Origin of the sequence: Streptomyces sp. NPDC048295, from assembly GCF_040652135.1 — a bacterium.
Taxonomy (GTDB): Bacteria; Actinomycetota; Actinomycetes; order Streptomycetales; family Streptomycetaceae; genus Streptomyces.
Genome location: NZ_JBEZLL010000007.1, coordinates 300,346 through 315,143 on the forward strand (window position 1 = coordinate 300,346; position 14,798 = coordinate 315,143).

A 14,798-nucleotide genomic window follows, 5' to 3' on the forward strand; every position below is an offset into this window, starting at 1 on the left:
ATACCCGTCGTCCGGCGCACTCCCTGAGCCCGCGGTCGCGGTTAGCCTGGGGCCATGCCTCGTTACGAATTCCGCTGCCGCTCCTGCGGAGACACCTTCGAACTCAGCCGTCCGATGGCTCAGTCCTCCGACCCGGCCTCCTGCCCCGCCGGTCACGCCGACACCGTGAAGCTGCTCTCCACCGTGGCCGTCGGCGGGTCGGCCGCCCGGTCCGCGCCCGCCGCCCCGTCGGCCGGTGGCGGGGGCGGTGGGGGCGGCTGCTGCGGTGGGGGTTGCTGCGGCTGAGATCCTGCCGGGTGGCCTTCGACCGCCCGGTCGGAGGTCTCCGGCAGGCTCTGCGGAGGAGCGGGCGGTTCCGGGCGACCGGGGCCGCTACCGCTTGCGGGAGAGCGTCAGGCCGTCGGACACCGTCAGCAGCACGCTGTCCATCCGCGGATCGGCGGCCACATGGTCGTTGAACTCCTTGATCGCCGCCGCTCCGCCGGTCGCCCGCGGGTCGGTCACCCCGCCATGGAAGAGCACGTTGTCCGTGACGACGAGACCGCCCTGCCGCATCCGGGGCACCAGCTCCTCCCAGTACGGGATGTAGTTGCCCTTGTCCGCGTCCAGGTAGGCGAGGTCGATGTGCGGCTCGGCCGGCATCGCCCGCAGGGTGTCGAGCGCGGGGGCGATACGGAGCTCGATCCGGTCCGCGACACCCGCCCTCTCCCAGGCCTCCCGGCCGTAGGCGGTCCACTCCTCCGAGATGTCGCAGGCGATCAGCCGCCCGTCGGCGGGCAGTGCCTGCGCCATCGACAGGGCGGAGAAGCCGGTGAACGTCCCGACCTCCACGATGTGCCGGGCCCCGGTCAGCCGGACGAGGAAGGCGAGCAGCGGTCCCTGCTCCTCGGCCGACTGCATGCCGGCGTGCTCGGGGAGGCGCGCGTAGGTGGTCTCCACGAGCTCGCGCTGCACCGCGTCGAGCGGTGGATTGTGCGCCAGCATGTACGCGTACAGCTCGTCCGTGATCTTGGTTTCGTTGCCCTTGGTCATCCTGCGCTCCTCGCGGCGTCGATCGGCCGGCGCGCCTTCGCCCGGCGTCAGGACGATCTTGCCTCGCCCGCGGCCCTGAGGAGGTGCCGGAGGATCTCCTCGCCCGCCGCCACGCCGTGCGCGGCCGTCGCCTCGGCGTGCGGGGCGCTCCAGCCGCTGTCGGCCAGTTCGCCGTGGGCCGGGCGCCAGGCGCGGTCGGCGGCGAGGAGCAGGTCGGCGTCCAGGAGGCTGTCACCGGCGGCGAGGGTGAGCGTGGCGCCGGTGCGCCGAGCCACCTCCTCCATGGCGGCGCTCTTGGTCAGCGGGCCCGGAACGGCGTAGATCTTGCGGCCCTGGAGGGAGACCGTCCAGCCGCGTGTCCGCGCCCACTCCCCCAGTTCCTCGGCCCAGCCCCCGGGCAGCAGCGGGCGTTCCACGACGAGGTAGGCGAAGAGGTCCTCGGCGACCCGTTCCTTGAGCAGCCAGGCGGGGTCGGCCGCGGCCAGGAGGTGGGCGCGGACCTCGGCGAGGGAGGCGCATTCGTCGGCGAGCCTGCGGGCCACCTGCCGCTGCCAGCCGGGGTCGGACTCGCCGTCGACGAGCAGGTGCCCCCCGTTGGCGCAGATCGCGTACCGCGGTGCGGGGCCGGGCAGGTGGATGCGTCCGTACTGCTCGCGGGTGCGGGTGGTCGTCGGGACGAAGACCGTGGTGCGGGCCAGCTCACCGAGCAGCTCCGCGGCCGTCTCCGTCAGGTAGGAGAGCGGCTTGCGGTCGTAGACCTCCACGCAGAGCAGCCGGGGGGCCTCGGCGTCCGGCACGGCGAGCTGGAGCGCGGCCGAGGAGTAGATCAGGGTCCGGTCGAGGTCGCTGGCGACCAGGGTCACGGGGGCGCCGGTCCCGGTCCTCACCCGGGCCGCGGGGGCGGTCACTTCGACTCCACCGCCTTGCCGTCCGCGCCCGTCGCGCCTCTGGTGTACTTCGGGTGGATCAGTCCCACGCAGGTGTACGGGAGTCCGTCGACCTCCTCCACGGGTACGCCCCGCTGCTCGGCCAGCAGCCGGATGTGTCCGAGGTCCGCGCCCGCGCCGCGCTTGGCGAGGATCTTCCACGGGACGCGGCGCAGCAGGACCCGGGTCGTCTCGCCGACGCCCGGCTTGACGAGGTTGACGTCGTGGATGCCGTACTCCTCGCTGATGCGTTCCACGGCGGCCCAGCCCTCCCAGGTGGGGGCGCGGTCGGCCGCGAGCAGTTCCTTGACCTCGGCGTCCACGGCGTCGCCGACCTCGTCGAAGTGCGCGGCAACGGTGTCGAGGAAGTGGCCGGACACATCGGTGCCGGCGAGCTCCCGGTAGAACTTCGCGCCGTGGAAGTCCTCGGGGCCCACCAGGTCGGAGCGGAGGACGGTCCGTGAGATCAGCCCGGAGACGGTGGAGTTGAGGCAGGCGGACGGGATGAGGAAGTCCTCGCGGGTGCCGTACGTGCGGACGCAGCCGCCCGGGTCGGCGAGTACCGCGATCTCGGGGTCGAACCCCTCGAACCCGGCGAGCGCCGCGGAGAGTTCACGGGTGATGGCGCCCTTGCCGGTCCAGCCGTCGACGAAGACGACGTCCGCCGGGTCGTGGTGGGCGGCCAGCCAGCGCAGGGCGTTGGCGTCGATGCCGCGACCCCGCACGATGGAGACGGCGTAGTGCGGCAGGTCGATGCCGTGCCGGTGCCTGGCCCAGCGGCGCATGAGCACGCCGACGGGCGTGCCGGCCCTGGCGAGCGAGACCAGGACCGGCCGGGGGCCGCGCTCGGCGAGAACCGTCTCGGTGACGGTGCCGACGGCGCGGGCGACACGGGCGGCCGACAGCTCCAGCGCCGCCTTGAACAGCTCCTGGTACCGGTCGGACGGCTGGTACTCGACGGGCAGCGACTCGGCGTAGTGCGCGCCGCCGCTCTGTATCGCCTCCTCGCGCTCCTCGGTGGGCGCCTCCAGCTCGGTGTCCGAGAAGTCCTGGAGCAGCCAGCCGACCTCGTCCGGCGCGTAGGAGGAGAAGGCGGGGCCGCGGAGGGGCTCGGGCAGCACGGGGGGTTCCTGCCGTTCGGCGACACGCGGGTGGGGGCGCGACGGGACGTACGAGGGGACGACCGCGAGCAGGACGTGGTCGGTGTGGGCGGCGAGCTGGGCCAGCAGGCCGTCGGGGGCGTGGAGTTCGGGGGTGTCGGCGGCGGAGTCGACGGCGAGTACCACGGCGTCGAAACCGGCGCCCGCGACGTTGTACGCGTACCGGTCGCCGGGCCCGTCGGCCGGGTCGTCGTGGGCCGGGAAGACCAGCCGGGTCCGTATCGCGTAGCCCGGGTCGTCCACGGCGAGGACGGGGGAACGCGTGGTGGTGGAGTAGCGCACCTCGGCGTCGGTGTGCTCCTCCAGGGCCGTGCCCAGGCGCAGGGGGGCGTACATCAGCTCCTCGAAGCCCAGGACCAGTACGCGGCGGGCGTCGCCCAGCGCTTCGGCGATGCGGGCGGCCATGGCGGGGAGGGCCGGTTCCAGGATCGACCGGTGGGCGGGGGTGAAGCCGTGCCGGCCGCCGTCGGGCACACCGGCGGGCCATCGGAGGTCCACCCGGGTGCAGGGCCGGGGGCCGGGGGCACCGGCCGCTCGCGGGCGGGCGGGACCGGCGGGCCCGGCCGCTTCGTGCGCGGCGGAATCCGCGGGCTCCGCTTCGTGCGCGGCGACCAGGGCCTGGCCTTTCTCCAGGACGCCCTCCGGGAGGTTGACCGTGCCCGAGCCGTGCGCCACCAGGTCGACACGGGCGCCGATCTCCGCGGCGAAGCCGGTCAGCCTTCCCCGGTCGGCCTGGGACCTCATGTCCACCAGGGCGACGATGACGTAGCGGCTTCGCGGATAGCGCTCGTGCAGTGCGCGGATGGTGTTGAGCACGGTGTTGCCGGTGGAGAATTCGTCGTCCACCAGCACCAGCGGCGTGTCGGCACGCTCCGGGCCCCGGTCGCCCGCCAGCAGGTCCGGGTCCTCCGGGAGCAGCAGGTGCGAGGTGGCGTGCGAGTGGGACTCCTCGAAGCCGCCCGCCCGGGCCACGCCCTCGACGAGGCGGCGCGTGGAGTGGAGGTACGGTGCCGTGCCGAGCCCGTCGGCGACCGCGTGTCCGAGGCCGGTGGCCGTCTCCGCGTAACCGAGCACCACGGCCCGGCGCGCCTCGGCCTCACCGAGGAGTCCGCGCACTCTCAGGCCGAGCTCGAATCCGGTGCCGTAGACCACGGAGGGTTTCTGCGGCACGTGCTTGCCGAGGACGTTCGACACGAGGAGGTGGGCCCGCTTGGGGTTGCGGCGCAGGGCGAGGCCCAGCAGCTCCCTCAGCTCCCGGCCGCCCTCGGGCTTCCCGTCACCGACGAGCTCGACGCCCAGTCGCTCCGCCACCCAGCTGCCCGACCACACCACGTTCGCCGTCTCCTTCTCTTTCGCCGTCCCTGCCGGCTGCCCGCTCATTCCGCGAGGCCCGCGGCCAGCAGTTCCACGAAGCCGACGTCCTGCCTGGCCACGCCGAAGACCTCGGCCCTCAGCAGGGTCCGCTCGGCCCAGGCCCGGTGCGGCTTCACTTCGTTCATCTTGTTGGTGTACGCGGAACGCATCACGCCACCGCCGCCGCGCTCCGGCCGCAGGATGTCCTCCGCGTCACTGAACTCCTCGTGGCTGACCACGGACAGCGCGTGCACGGGCGCGACGTGCGAGGGGTGGATGCAGGTCTTGCCGAGCAGACCGTTGGCCCGGTCGAGCCCGATCTCGCGCAGCAGACCGTCCAGATCGTGCTCGATCAGTGCCGTGCGCAGTTCCTCGGCCCGGCCCTCCAGGAAGGGGCTGCGGCGCAGCTGGGGCTTGAACATGCGCTCCTGGAGCCGGAAGTACTCCCACACCGGGCCGGTGATCGTGAAGCCGGTGCCGTCCGCGCGGCCCAGCACATTGACCACGTCGGCGATCACGGCGCCGACGATCTGTACGTCGTACGCCGTCATGTCGGGCGCCCTGCGCAGTCCGTACGCCGAGCAGAAGTCGGTGACGCCGAGCCGCAGCGCGAGCACCCGCTCGCGGTACTTGTCGACGGTGCGGGCTATTCCCCGGAGCGTTTCCCCTCGGGTCTCCAGGTACAGCAGCTCGGGCGATTCGAGGACGGGCATCGCGAAGAGGCGCCGCCCGCAAGCCTTTTCGGCCTTGGTGAGCGCTTCCATGAAGGGCACGCCACGCTCTTCGGTGAACTTAGGAAGTACAAAACCAGACAACATCCGGACGGTGGCGCCGAGCCGATGCACCAGGTCGGTTATCTGGCCCGGCTCCCGGACCCGGATGAAGAGCAGCGGCGCCTCGGCGCCACGCGCGTCGAGCTCGGCGAACTGCCTGACCAGGTTCTCCTCGGCACCGGCGACCTCGGAGTCGTCGATCGAATCCTCCAGGCACAGCACCATCGAGACGACACCGCGCCCGGCCTGCTTGACGACGTCATCAGCGAGTCTCGGCCGGGTGGCAGGGCTGTACAGGGTTGCTCCCAGGGCAGCCGAAAGCAGGCGGGCCGACGAATCCGGGCCGAACTCGCACGGCTCCTGGAAGAACAGACCCTCCCTCGTGGCGGGCGCTATGTGCCCGAAATGACGCATGTAACTCCCCCGAACTGGCTGACCGGCCGTACAACGCATGGCCGGTAATAGTACGTACGAGCGGGTGTCGACAGTTCCCCACGTGCATGAATTCCGGGTAACTCGTCCATTTCCCGATGGGTCGGAGCGCCGCGGACCGCGAGCTTCCGGTATGCCGCCGCAACACTCGGTGCGACCCCCGCGTTGTCCGCGCGGGCAGCCAGCAGGCAGGATGACGGGCATGACGCACGCGATGGTGAAAGGCTCGAACGTTCCTCTGGACGCCATGGCCGTACGGGCCGTGCTGCGCTGGACCCCGGGCGCCGGAGTTCCGGATGTGGACGCCTCGGCCCTGCTGCTCGGAACCGGTGGCCGCGTGCGCTCGGACGAGGACTTCGTCTTCTACAACCAGCCCCGCCACCCCTCCGGCCTGGTGCGACGGCTGCCCAAGCGCAGCGTCCCCGAGGGGCTCACGGACACCATCGAGGCCGATCTGGGCGGGCTCGACGCCTCGGTCGAGCAGGTGGTCGTCGCCGCTTCCTCCGACGGCGCTGCATTCGCACAGGTGCACGATCTGCGCATCCTGCTGTACGACGCGGCCTCGGCCGACGGGGATCCGCTCGCGGTCTTCGACGTGCGGCCGGAGACCGGCGAGGAGACGGCGATCATCTGCGGCGAGCTCTACCGGCGCGGCGATGGCTGGAAATTCCGGGCCGTGGGGCAGGGCTATCCGACCGGGCTGGTCGGCCTGGCGACCGCCTTCGGCATCTCCGTCGACGAAACCGCGGCCGAGCCCGGGCCGGACCCGGCGCCCGTGGCGGCTCCCTCGCCCGGACCGGCGTCCGGGTTCCCGCCCGCGCCCGGCTTCCCGCCGGCCGTGCCGCCCGGCCCCGACTCACAGGTCACGGTCCAGCACCAGCAGCCCGCGTACGGCTATCCGCAGCCCGCGGCGGCCCCGGCCGCGCCCCAGCCCGCGTACGGGTACCCGCAGCCCGCCGCCCGGCCGGCGTACGGCTATCCGCAGCCCGCCGCGGCCGCCGCACCCGCCCCGGACCCGAACTTCGTGCTGCCGCCGCAGGGGCCGCAGTTCGTACGGTCCTGAGGCGCGGCTCCCTGACGGGCCCGGGGCCCATACGGCGCCGGGGCCCGCTCAGGTACGCGACTTGTAGCCGCGTCCCCACTGCATGCCGAAGCCGTACAGCCGGTCCAGCTCCGACTGGAATCCGTACACGAACTTCACCTCGCGCCGCACGATCAGCTCGTCCTTGATGTTCTCCACCGTGAACACGGCGCAGGACCGGGCCTCGGGGGCGTGCTCGTCGAGTTCGATCTCGATCCGCGGGCCGTTGCCCGGGTAGAGCGTCACCTTGGCGTGCGTGCGGTCGAAGGCCGGCGTCTGGTCGTAGATGTAGACGAAGAACAGCAGCCGTTTGATCTGGTCGCGCTGGTCGAGATTGACGTAGACGGTCTCACCCGACGGCGCACCGAAGCGGTCGTCCCCGCTGAGCCGGATGTACGGCGGGGAGTTCAGGTCGCCGATGAGGTTGCCCAGCGGCTGGACGACGCCCTTGGTGCCGTCCTTCAGCTCGTACATGCAGCCCAGGTCCAGGTCGACGTTGACCATGCCCTGGGTGTGGGCCTGGACCACATCGGGCTTGAAGAGCTTCAGCGGCCGCAGCAGCCTGCCGCTCTGCCGCGAGCGGCCCATGATGTCCGACGTGCGCATCTGCCAGGAGAGATTGACCCGCAGATTGCCGGTCAGCGCCCCCTGCTTGGTGAGTGAGACCGTGGCGTGCCGCCGGGAGAGCACGATGGAGCTGGTCGCCGCGCTGCCCGACTCGAACTGTGCCTCCCGCCGCGGCCACAGGCCGTCCCAGAACGCCATCCCCAACCCCCATTGCCTCTCGGTAGAAAAGTGCCCCGTCCCACGGCCGTCCCGTGCCCGGGCACGGGACGCCCACATCGCTGCGGGGCGGCCGTGGGGCCGGGTCCGGATGTCTCCGGAGAACCGTTGCCTCACGGACCGCCCCGCTGAGAGCGTTCCGCAATCCCTACCGGGTCACACCCCGGACGGGACTTCTGCCTTGGAACCGGCGCCGTCGCCGTCGCCGCCTTCGGCCTCCAGCGCCTTGTTGCGCCGGACCGAGGACCAGAAGGACCAGGCGATCAGCACGACACCGGTCAGGCCGGTGATGAGCTCGTTGATCTGGTACTGGATGGTGACGAGCAGGAGCACGGCCAGCGCGCCGATGGCGTAGTGGGCGCCGTGCTCCAGGTAGACGTAGTCGTCGAGCGTGCCCTGACGGACCAGGTAGACCGTGAGCGAACGGACGTACATGGCGCCGATACCGAGGCCGAGGGCCATCAGCACGATCTCGTTGGTGACGGCGAAGGCGCCGATGACACCGTCGAACGAGAAGGACGCGTCGAGCACTTCCAGATAGAGGAACATGAAGAACGCGGCCTTGCCGGCGAGCACGACGGAGGAAACCTTCTTGCCGCTCCGCTTGGCCTCTTCCTCGGCCTCGTGCTCGCGCTCTTCCTCCTCCTCCAGCTTGTTCTCGAAGAAGCCGGAGAGACCGCCGACGATGAGGTACGTGACCAGACCGGCGATACCGGCGAGCAGGACCGTCTCCGCCTTGTCCGCGTGACCTCCGCCGTGCTGGTGCGCGTTGGTCGCGACGGTCATGGAGGCGACCAGCAGCACGATCAGCGCGATGCAGACCGACAGCATGTCGACCTTGCCGAGCTTGGCGAGCGGACGCTCGATCCAGCGCAGCCACTGGATGTCACGGTCCTCGAAAATGAAGTCGAGGAAGATCATCAGCAGGAACATGCCACCGAACGCGGCGATCGCCGGGTGGGCGTCGGTGACGAGTTCCTGGTAGCGCTCGGGCTGGTTGAAGGAAAGGTCGATCGCCTCGATCGGACCCATCTTGGCGGTGATGGCCACGATCACGACGGGGAACACCAGCCGCATACCGAAGACCGCGATGAGCACACCGACCGTCAGGAAGATCTTCTGCCAGAAGGCATTCATCTTCTTCAGGATTCCGGCGTTGACCACCGCATTGTCGAAGGACAGCGAGATCTCCAGGACGGAAAGAATCGCGACGACCCCGAAGGCTTCCCACCCCCCGTAGATCCAAGCTGCGGCAAGGCCGAGCGCGGTAACCGCGAACGACCAGCCGAAGGTTTTCAGAAGCACTGGCTACCCCATCGTGTATGTAACGGGTCTCCCCCGAGATGTACGGGGCTCCCCCGCGCCGTGCGCGGCTTTACGAAACGTTGACCCCGAAGTCTAGAGCGATGCCGCGCAACCCGGACGCGTACCCCTGTCCCACTGCACGGAACTTCCACTCGCCGTTGTACCGATAGAGCTCACCGAAGATCATCGCGGTTTCCGTCGAGGCGTCCTCGCTGAGGTCGTAACGCGCGAGTTCCTGACCGTCCGCCTGGTTGACCACGCGGATGAACGCATTGCTGACCTGGCCGAAGGTCTGGCCCCTGCTGTCGGCCTCATGGATGGAGACCGGGAAAACGATCTTGTCGCAGTGCGCCGGGACCTGGGTGAGATTCACGATGACCGATTCGTCGTCGCCCTCGCCCTCACCCGTCAGGTTGTCACCGGTGTGCTCCACGGAGCCGTCGGGGCTCGTGAGGTTGTTGTAGAACACGAACCATTCGTCGCCGAGCACCCGGCCCGACTGGCACAGCAGCGCGCTGGCGTCGAGGTCGAAGTCGGCACCCGTGGTGGATCGTGCGTCCCAGCCGAGCCCGACCAGTACCTGGGTGAGGTTGGGTGCGGCCTTGGAGAGGGAGACATTGCCTCCCTTGGCGAGCGTGACGCCCATGGTGTGTGTCCTCCCCGAGTCGATGAACCGTCTGCTGGGCCCGGTGGGCCGAGGAGCCCTCCGGGCCGTCTGTCGAGCGCGTCCGGCGCCGCACGGAGGTGCGGCGCCGGACGGGGTACTGCTGGCGTGCCCCGGGCCCCGCCTCGGCGGCGCGGCCCGGTCGCGCTTCCTCAGACGTTGACGCCGAAGTCCTGCGCGATGCCGCGCAGCCCCGAGGCGTACCCCTGACCGATGGCACGGAACTTCCACTCCGCCCCGTTGCGGTACAGCTCGCCGAAGACCATGGCGGTCTCCGTCGAGGCGTCCTCGCTGAGGTCGTAGCGGGCCAGCTCGCTGTTGTCGGCCTGGTTGACCACGCGGATGTACGCGTTGCGCACCTGGCCGAAGCTCTGCTGACGGGTCTCGGCCTCGTAGATCGAGACCGGAAAGACGATCTTGTCGACGTCGGCCGGGACACCGGCCAGGTTCACCTTGATGACCTCGTCGTCGCCCTCGCCCTCACCGGTGAGGTTGTCACCGGTGTGCTCGACGGAGCCGTCGGGGCTCTTGAGGTTGTTGAAGAAGACGAAGTTTCCGTCGCTGCCGACCTTGCCCTCGGCGTTCGTCAGCAGGGCGCTGGCGTCGAGGTCGAAGTCACCACCGGTGGTGGTGCGAGCGTCCCAGCCGAGACCGACGACGACCGCCGTCAGGTTGGGCGCGGCCTTGGTCAGCGAGACGTTGCCGCCCTTGCTGAGGCTGACTCCCACGAGTCCTCCCATTGGTTTCCTTGGGGGCCGGCACACGCCGGCGCCTCCACGTTGCGTTGGCATCCGATCAACGACTGGATCCTAGTGACCGGTTCCCGGCGAAGCAGGCTTTTCGCCGGGTCGCACGAGGATCCGCCGGTGCCGGATCAGAGCGCGTCGAGCGCCTTGACGTACTCGTTGAGGTCACGGGCGTCGGGCAGGCCGTTGACGACGGTCCAGCGCACCACGCCCTCCTTGTCGATGATGAAGGTGCCGCGCACCGCGCAGCCCTTCTCCTCGTCGAAGACGCCGTACGCCCGCGAGGTCTCGCCGTGCGGCCAGAAGTCCGAGACCAGCGGGTACTCGAGGCCCTCCTGCTCGGCGAAGACGCGCAGGGTGTGGATGGAGTCGTTGGAGACGGCGAGCAGCTGCGTGTCGTCGTTCTCGAACTTCGGCAGCTCGTCGCGGAGCGCGCAGAGCTCACCCGTGCAGACGCCGGTGAAGGCGAACGGGTAGAACAGCAGCACGACGTTCTTCTCGCCGCGGAAGTCGGAGAGCTTCACGGTCCGGCCGTGGTTGTCCTTCAGCTCGAAATCCGGGGCCTTGGTACCGACCTCGATCGCCATGAAAAGCGTCCCTTCGCTACGTTCACCGGGCTGGGCCGTCCGGGTGGCTCCCACCCTACGCAGGGCCCGCAGCGGGCCACGCAGCGCCCGCACGGGGCAACCCGTCGCGTCGCGGCCGCCCGAAGGACACCCCGCGGCCGTACGACGTCACCCCGTGGCCGTACGAAGGCCCCCGGCCGGCTCGATGCCGTCGGGGGCCTTCATGGCGATTGTGTGGCGAGCGTGGTTCAGCGCTTGGCTTTGGCCGCCTTCGGCGTGACCAGACGGCTGCCCGTCCAGTCCTTGCCCGCGTTGATGCTCCTGGTCTGGGAGAGACCGGCCGTCTGTGCTGCCTCGTTGATGTCGCTCGGTTCGACGTACCCGTCACGGCCGGTCTTCGGCGTCATCAGCCAGACCGTACCGCCGTCCTCGATCAGACCAATGGCATCCACCAGCGCGTCCGTAAGGTCGCCGTCCTCGTCGCGGAACCACAGCAGGACGACGTCTGCGACGTCGTCGTAGTCCTCATCGACGAGATCCTGGCCGATTGTGGCCTCAATGCCCTCACGGAGCTCCTGCTCGACGTCGTCGTCGTAGCCGATCTCCTGGACCACCTGTCCGGGCTCGAACCCCAGGCGTGCTGCCGGGTTGGTCCGCTCCTCCGCGTGGTCCGCGGTCGCGCTCACGGGTTGCCTCCTGATCATGTTTCGGAAAATGCTGCAGCCACGCGCGTGCGCGGGGCGTTGGCCGTAGTCCACACGGGAGCGGCGGATCGCGCAAGTACCCGGCGTCCGAGACCGCCTAAACGGTGACGTTCCATGCCACGTCGCCGCACTGTCGGCAGATCCCCTCCGGGGGCCCGGCGCTACCGTCCACACCCTTTACGTCCTTCCACAGCTTATGCCGTTTCGGTCCGCCATTCGGAGTCGAACATCCTTTGGGAACGCTTGGACGGCTTGGGCGTATGGTTGCGGTTTGACCGGGACCATCCCCGCACACCGGACGCGAAGTCTCACAACACGGCGGTTACCCCTCGGTAGAGATGACGTTTGCGCCCTCGCGGTACACGATGGTGATGGCGTACTTGCATACATCCCGGGGGCATGTTCTCCCTCGATCAGGCCCCGTAGAGCACCACCGAACAGCGAAGGAACAGCGTGGCTTCCGGATCCGATCGCAACCCGATCATCATTGGCGGCCTGCCGAGCCAGGTCCCGGACTTCGATCCCGAAGAGACCCAGGAATGGCTCGACTCGCTCGATGCCGCGGTCGACGAGCGAGGCCGCGAGCGGGCCCGTTATCTGATGCTCCGGCTCATCGAGCGCGCGCGGGAGAAGCGTGTCGCCGTACCGGAGATGCGCAGTACGGACTACGTGAACACGATCGCCACGAAGGACGAGCCGTTCTTCCCCGGCGACGAGGAGATCGAGCGCAAGGTCCTCAACGCGACCCGCTGGAACGCGGCCGTGATGGTGTCGCGCGCCCAGCGTCCGGGGATCGGTGTCGGCGGCCACATCGCCACCTTCGCCTCCTCCGCCTCGCTGTACGACGTGGGCTTCAACCACTTCTTCCGCGGCAAGGACGACGGTCTGGGCGGCGACCAGATCTTCTTCCAGGGGCACGCCTCCCCGGGCATCTACGCCCGCGCCTTCCTGCTCGACCGGCTGAGCGAGGCGCAGCTCGACGCCTTCCGCCAGGAGAAGTCGAAGGCGCCCAACGGCCTGTCCAGCTACCCGCACCCGCGGCTGATGCCGGACTTCTGGGAGTTCCCGACCGTCTCGATGGGCCTCGGCCCGCTCGGTGCGATCTACCAGGCCCGGATGAACCGCTACATGGAGGCGCGCGGCATCGCCGACACCTCCAAGTCCCATGTCTGGGCGTATCTGGGCGACGGCGAGATGGACGAGCCCGAATCGCTCGGCCAGCTGTCCATCGCCGCCCGCGAGGGCCTGGACAACCTGACCTTCGTGGTCAACTGCAACCTCCAGCGGCTCGACGGCCCGGTGCGCGGCAACGGCAAGATCATCCAGGAGCTGGAGTCGCAGTTCCGCGGCGCCGGATGGAACGTCATCAAGCTGGTCTGGGACCGCTCCTGGGACCCGCTGCTGGCCCAGGACCGCACGGGCATCCTGGTCAACAAGCTGAACACCACGCCGGACGGCCAGTTCCAGACGTACGCCACCGAGTCGGGTGCGTACATCCGTGAACACTTCTTCGGGGACGACCCGCGGCTGCGCGACATGGTCAAGGACATGACCGACGACCAGATCCTGCACCTGGGCCGCGGCGGTCACGACCACAAGAAGGTCTACGCGGCCTACGCGGCGGCCAAGGCCCACAAGGGCCAGCCGACGGTGATCCTGGCGCAGACGGTCAAGGGCTGGACCCTGGGGCCGAACTTCGAGGGCCGCAACGCGACCCACCAGATGAAGAAGCTCACGGTCGAGGACCTCAAGCGGTTCCGCGACCGGCTGCACATCCCGATCACGGACAAGCAGCTGGAGGACGGCCTGCCGCCGTACTACCACCCGGGCCGTGAGTCGGAGGAGATCCAGTACATGCACGACCGCCGCAAGGGTCTGGGCGGTTACGTCCCGACCCGGGTGGTGCGTGCGAAGCCGCTGGTCCTGCCCGAGGACAAGACGTACGCGACCGCGAAGAAGGGTTCGGGTCAGCAGTCGATCGCCACCACCATGGCGTTCGTCCGCATCCTGAAGGACCTGATGCGGGACAAGGAGATCGGCAAGCGTTTCGTGCTGATCGCGCCCGATGAGTACCGCACGTTCGGTATGGACGCCTTTTTCCCGAGCGCGAAGATCTACAACCCGCTGGGTCAGCAGTACGAGGCGGTGGACCGTGATCTGCTGCTCGCGTACAAGGAGTCGCCGACCGGTCAGATGCTGCACGACGGCATCTCGGAGGCCGGCTGCACGGCGTCGCTGATCGCCGCCGGTTCGGCGTACGCCACGCACGGCGAGCCGCTGATCCCGGTGTACGTCTTCTACTCGATGTTCGGTTTCCAGCGCACGGGTGACCAGTTCTGGCAGATGGCCGACCAGCTCGCGCGCGGCTTCGTGCTGGGTGCGACCGCCGGCCGTACGACGCTGACCGGTGAGGGTCTCCAGCACGCGGACGGCCACTCGCAGCTGCTCGCCTCGACCAACCCGGGCTGTGTCGCCTACGACCCGGCGTTCGGGTACGAGATCGCGCACATCGTCAAGGACGGTCTGCGCCGGATGTACGGCGGGACCCCCGAGGAGAACGAGGACGTCTTCTACTACCTCACCGTCTACAACGAGCCGATCCAGCACCCGGCCGAGCCCGAGAACGTGGACGTGGACGGCATCCTCAAGGGTGTCTACCGCTTCAAGGCCGCCGACCGGGGCGAGATCCCGGCCCAGATCCTGGCGTCCGGCGTGGCGGTCCCGTGGGCCGTCGAGGCGCAGCGGATCCTCGCCGACGAGTGGAACGTCCGGGCGGACGTCTGGTCTGCGACCTCGTGGAACGAGCTGCGCCGCGAGGCCGTGGACGTGGAGCGGTACAACCTGCTGCACCCGGAGGAGGAGCAGCGCGTCCCGTACGTCACGCGGAAGCTCTCCGGCTCCGAGGGCCCGTTCGTGGCGGTCTCGGACTGGATGCGTTCGGTGCCGGACCAGATCGCGCGCTGGGTGCCCGGCGCGTACCAGTCGCTGGGTGCGGACGGCTTCGGCTTCGCCGACACCCGTGGCGCGGCCCGCCGGTTCTTCCACATCGACGCGCAGTCGATCGTCCTCGCGGTGCTCACCGAGCTCGCGAAGGAGAACCGGATCGACCGTTCGCTGCTGAAGCAGGCCATCGACCGGTACGACCTGCTGGATGTGGCCGCGGCCGACCCGGGCGCGGCCGGCGGCGACGCGTAGCGCCGAGGAGCACGCACGAAGGGCGGCGGGACCGGGAGGTCCCGCCGCCCTTCGGCGTGCCCGGCCGGCTCCGCGCCG

General features: G+C 69.7%; 13 protein-coding genes. 3 read left to right on the forward strand and 10 right to left on the reverse strand.

Annotated elements, in window-relative coordinates; translation table 11 throughout:
• The first annotated feature begins 54 nt into the window (after positions 1–54).
• Entirely contained in the window at positions 55–285 is a 231-nt protein-coding gene (locus tag AB0D53_RS13605; protein ID WP_329821172.1) for a zinc ribbon domain-containing protein, read from the forward strand.
• An 87-nt stretch (positions 286–372) separates the two neighbouring features.
• Here the strand turns inward: AB0D53_RS13605 and AB0D53_RS13610 are convergent, their stop codons facing one another.
• From AB0D53_RS13610 to AB0D53_RS13625, 4 genes are read right to left on the reverse strand one after another with little or no spacing between them, the layout of a single operon-like run.
• The gene (locus AB0D53_RS13610) at positions 373–1,032 is read right to left on the reverse strand and encodes an O-methyltransferase (protein WP_362444625.1); all 660 of its coding nucleotides are present in this window, start codon (positions 1,030–1,032) and stop codon (positions 373–375) included.
• Positions 1,033–1,079: 47 nt separating this feature from the next.
• Positions 1,080–1,940 (reverse strand): HAD family hydrolase, encoded by an 861-nt coding sequence (locus tag AB0D53_RS13615; RefSeq protein ID WP_362444628.1) that lies wholly within the window; start codon positions 1,938–1,940, stop codon positions 1,080–1,082.
• On the reverse strand, positions 1,937–4,498 hold the full coding sequence (locus tag AB0D53_RS13620; protein WP_362444631.1) for a phosphoribosyltransferase: 2,562 nt from the start codon (positions 4,496–4,498) through the stop codon (positions 1,937–1,939). The genes AB0D53_RS13615 and AB0D53_RS13620 overlap by 4 nt, the downstream gene beginning before the upstream one ends.
• Positions 4,495–5,658, reverse strand: a complete 1,164-nt coding sequence (locus AB0D53_RS13625; protein ID WP_362444634.1) for an HpcH/HpaI aldolase/citrate lyase family protein — start codon at positions 5,656–5,658, stop codon at positions 4,495–4,497. Before AB0D53_RS13625 ends, AB0D53_RS13620 begins: the two co-directional genes overlap by 4 nt.
• A 220-nt stretch (positions 5,659–5,878) precedes the next feature.
• Here AB0D53_RS13625 and AB0D53_RS13630 point away from each other — a divergent pair, with 220 nt between their 5' ends.
• Entirely contained in the window at positions 5,879–6,739 is an 861-nt protein-coding gene (locus AB0D53_RS13630; RefSeq protein ID WP_362444637.1) for a TerD family protein, read from the forward strand.
• A 48-nt stretch (positions 6,740–6,787) separates the two neighbouring features.
• Here the strand turns inward: AB0D53_RS13630 and AB0D53_RS13635 are convergent, their stop codons facing one another.
• From AB0D53_RS13635 to AB0D53_RS13660, 6 genes are all read right to left on the reverse strand, one after another.
• The gene (locus AB0D53_RS13635) at positions 6,788–7,522 is read right to left on the reverse strand and encodes a Tellurium resistance (protein ID WP_362444640.1); all 735 of its coding nucleotides are present in this window, start codon (positions 7,520–7,522) and stop codon (positions 6,788–6,790) included.
• 174 nt (positions 7,523–7,696) lie between these two features.
• Positions 7,697–8,845 carry a DUF475 domain-containing protein gene (locus tag AB0D53_RS13640; protein WP_362444643.1) on the reverse strand — a complete coding sequence of 383 codons (1,149 nt, stop codon included), beginning with the start codon at positions 8,843–8,845 and terminating at the stop codon, positions 7,697–7,699.
• 70 nt (positions 8,846–8,915) lie between these two features.
• Complete coding sequence (locus AB0D53_RS13645) at positions 8,916–9,491, reverse strand: TerD family protein (RefSeq protein WP_362444646.1); 576 nt, start codon at positions 9,489–9,491, stop codon at positions 8,916–8,918.
• Between the two features lie 170 nt (positions 9,492–9,661).
• Positions 9,662–10,237, reverse strand: a complete 576-nt coding sequence (locus AB0D53_RS13650; protein ID WP_037696943.1) for a TerD family protein — start codon at positions 10,235–10,237, stop codon at positions 9,662–9,664.
• A gap of 146 nt (positions 10,238–10,383) precedes the next feature.
• Positions 10,384–10,842, reverse strand: coding sequence for a peroxiredoxin (locus tag AB0D53_RS13655; RefSeq protein ID WP_329870545.1), 459 nt, complete (start codon positions 10,840–10,842; stop codon positions 10,384–10,386).
• 227 nt (positions 10,843–11,069) lie between these two features.
• The gene (locus AB0D53_RS13660) at positions 11,070–11,507 is read right to left on the reverse strand and encodes a DUF3052 domain-containing protein (protein ID WP_072483487.1); all 438 of its coding nucleotides are present in this window, start codon (positions 11,505–11,507) and stop codon (positions 11,070–11,072) included.
• Positions 11,508–11,978: 471 nt separating this feature from the next.
• Here AB0D53_RS13660 and aceE point away from each other — a divergent pair, with 471 nt between their 5' ends.
• Complete coding sequence (aceE, locus tag AB0D53_RS13665; protein ID WP_362444650.1) at positions 11,979–14,720, forward strand: pyruvate dehydrogenase (acetyl-transferring), homodimeric type; 2,742 nt, start codon at positions 11,979–11,981, stop codon at positions 14,718–14,720.
• Positions 14,721–14,798 lie beyond the last annotated feature (78 nt).

Bases quoted from the DNA above. Each gene is read 5' to 3' on its own strand.
- AB0D53_RS13605 (WP_329821172.1), top strand. From the start codon at position 55: ATGCCTCGTTACGAATTCCGCTGCCGCTCCTGCGGAGACACCTTCGAA.
- AB0D53_RS13610 (WP_362444625.1), bottom strand. From the start codon at position 1,032: ATGACCAAGGGCAACGAAACCAAGATCACGGACGAGCTGTACGCGTAC.
- AB0D53_RS13620 (WP_362444631.1), bottom strand. From the start codon at position 4,498: ATGAGCGGGCAGCCGGCAGGGACGGCGAAAGAGAAGGAGACGGCGAAC.
- AB0D53_RS13625 (WP_362444634.1), bottom strand. From the start codon at position 5,658: ATGCGTCATTTCGGGCACATAGCGCCCGCCACGAGGGAGGGTCTGTTC.
- AB0D53_RS13630 (WP_362444637.1), top strand. From the start codon at position 5,879: ATGACGCACGCGATGGTGAAAGGCTCGAACGTTCCTCTGGACGCCATG.
- AB0D53_RS13635 (WP_362444640.1), bottom strand. From the start codon at position 7,522: ATGGCGTTCTGGGACGGCCTGTGGCCGCGGCGGGAGGCACAGTTCGAG.
- AB0D53_RS13645 (WP_362444646.1), bottom strand. From the start codon at position 9,491: ATGGGCGTCACGCTCGCCAAGGGAGGCAATGTCTCCCTCTCCAAGGCC.
- AB0D53_RS13655 (WP_329870545.1), bottom strand. From the start codon at position 10,842: ATGGCGATCGAGGTCGGTACCAAGGCCCCGGATTTCGAGCTGAAGGAC.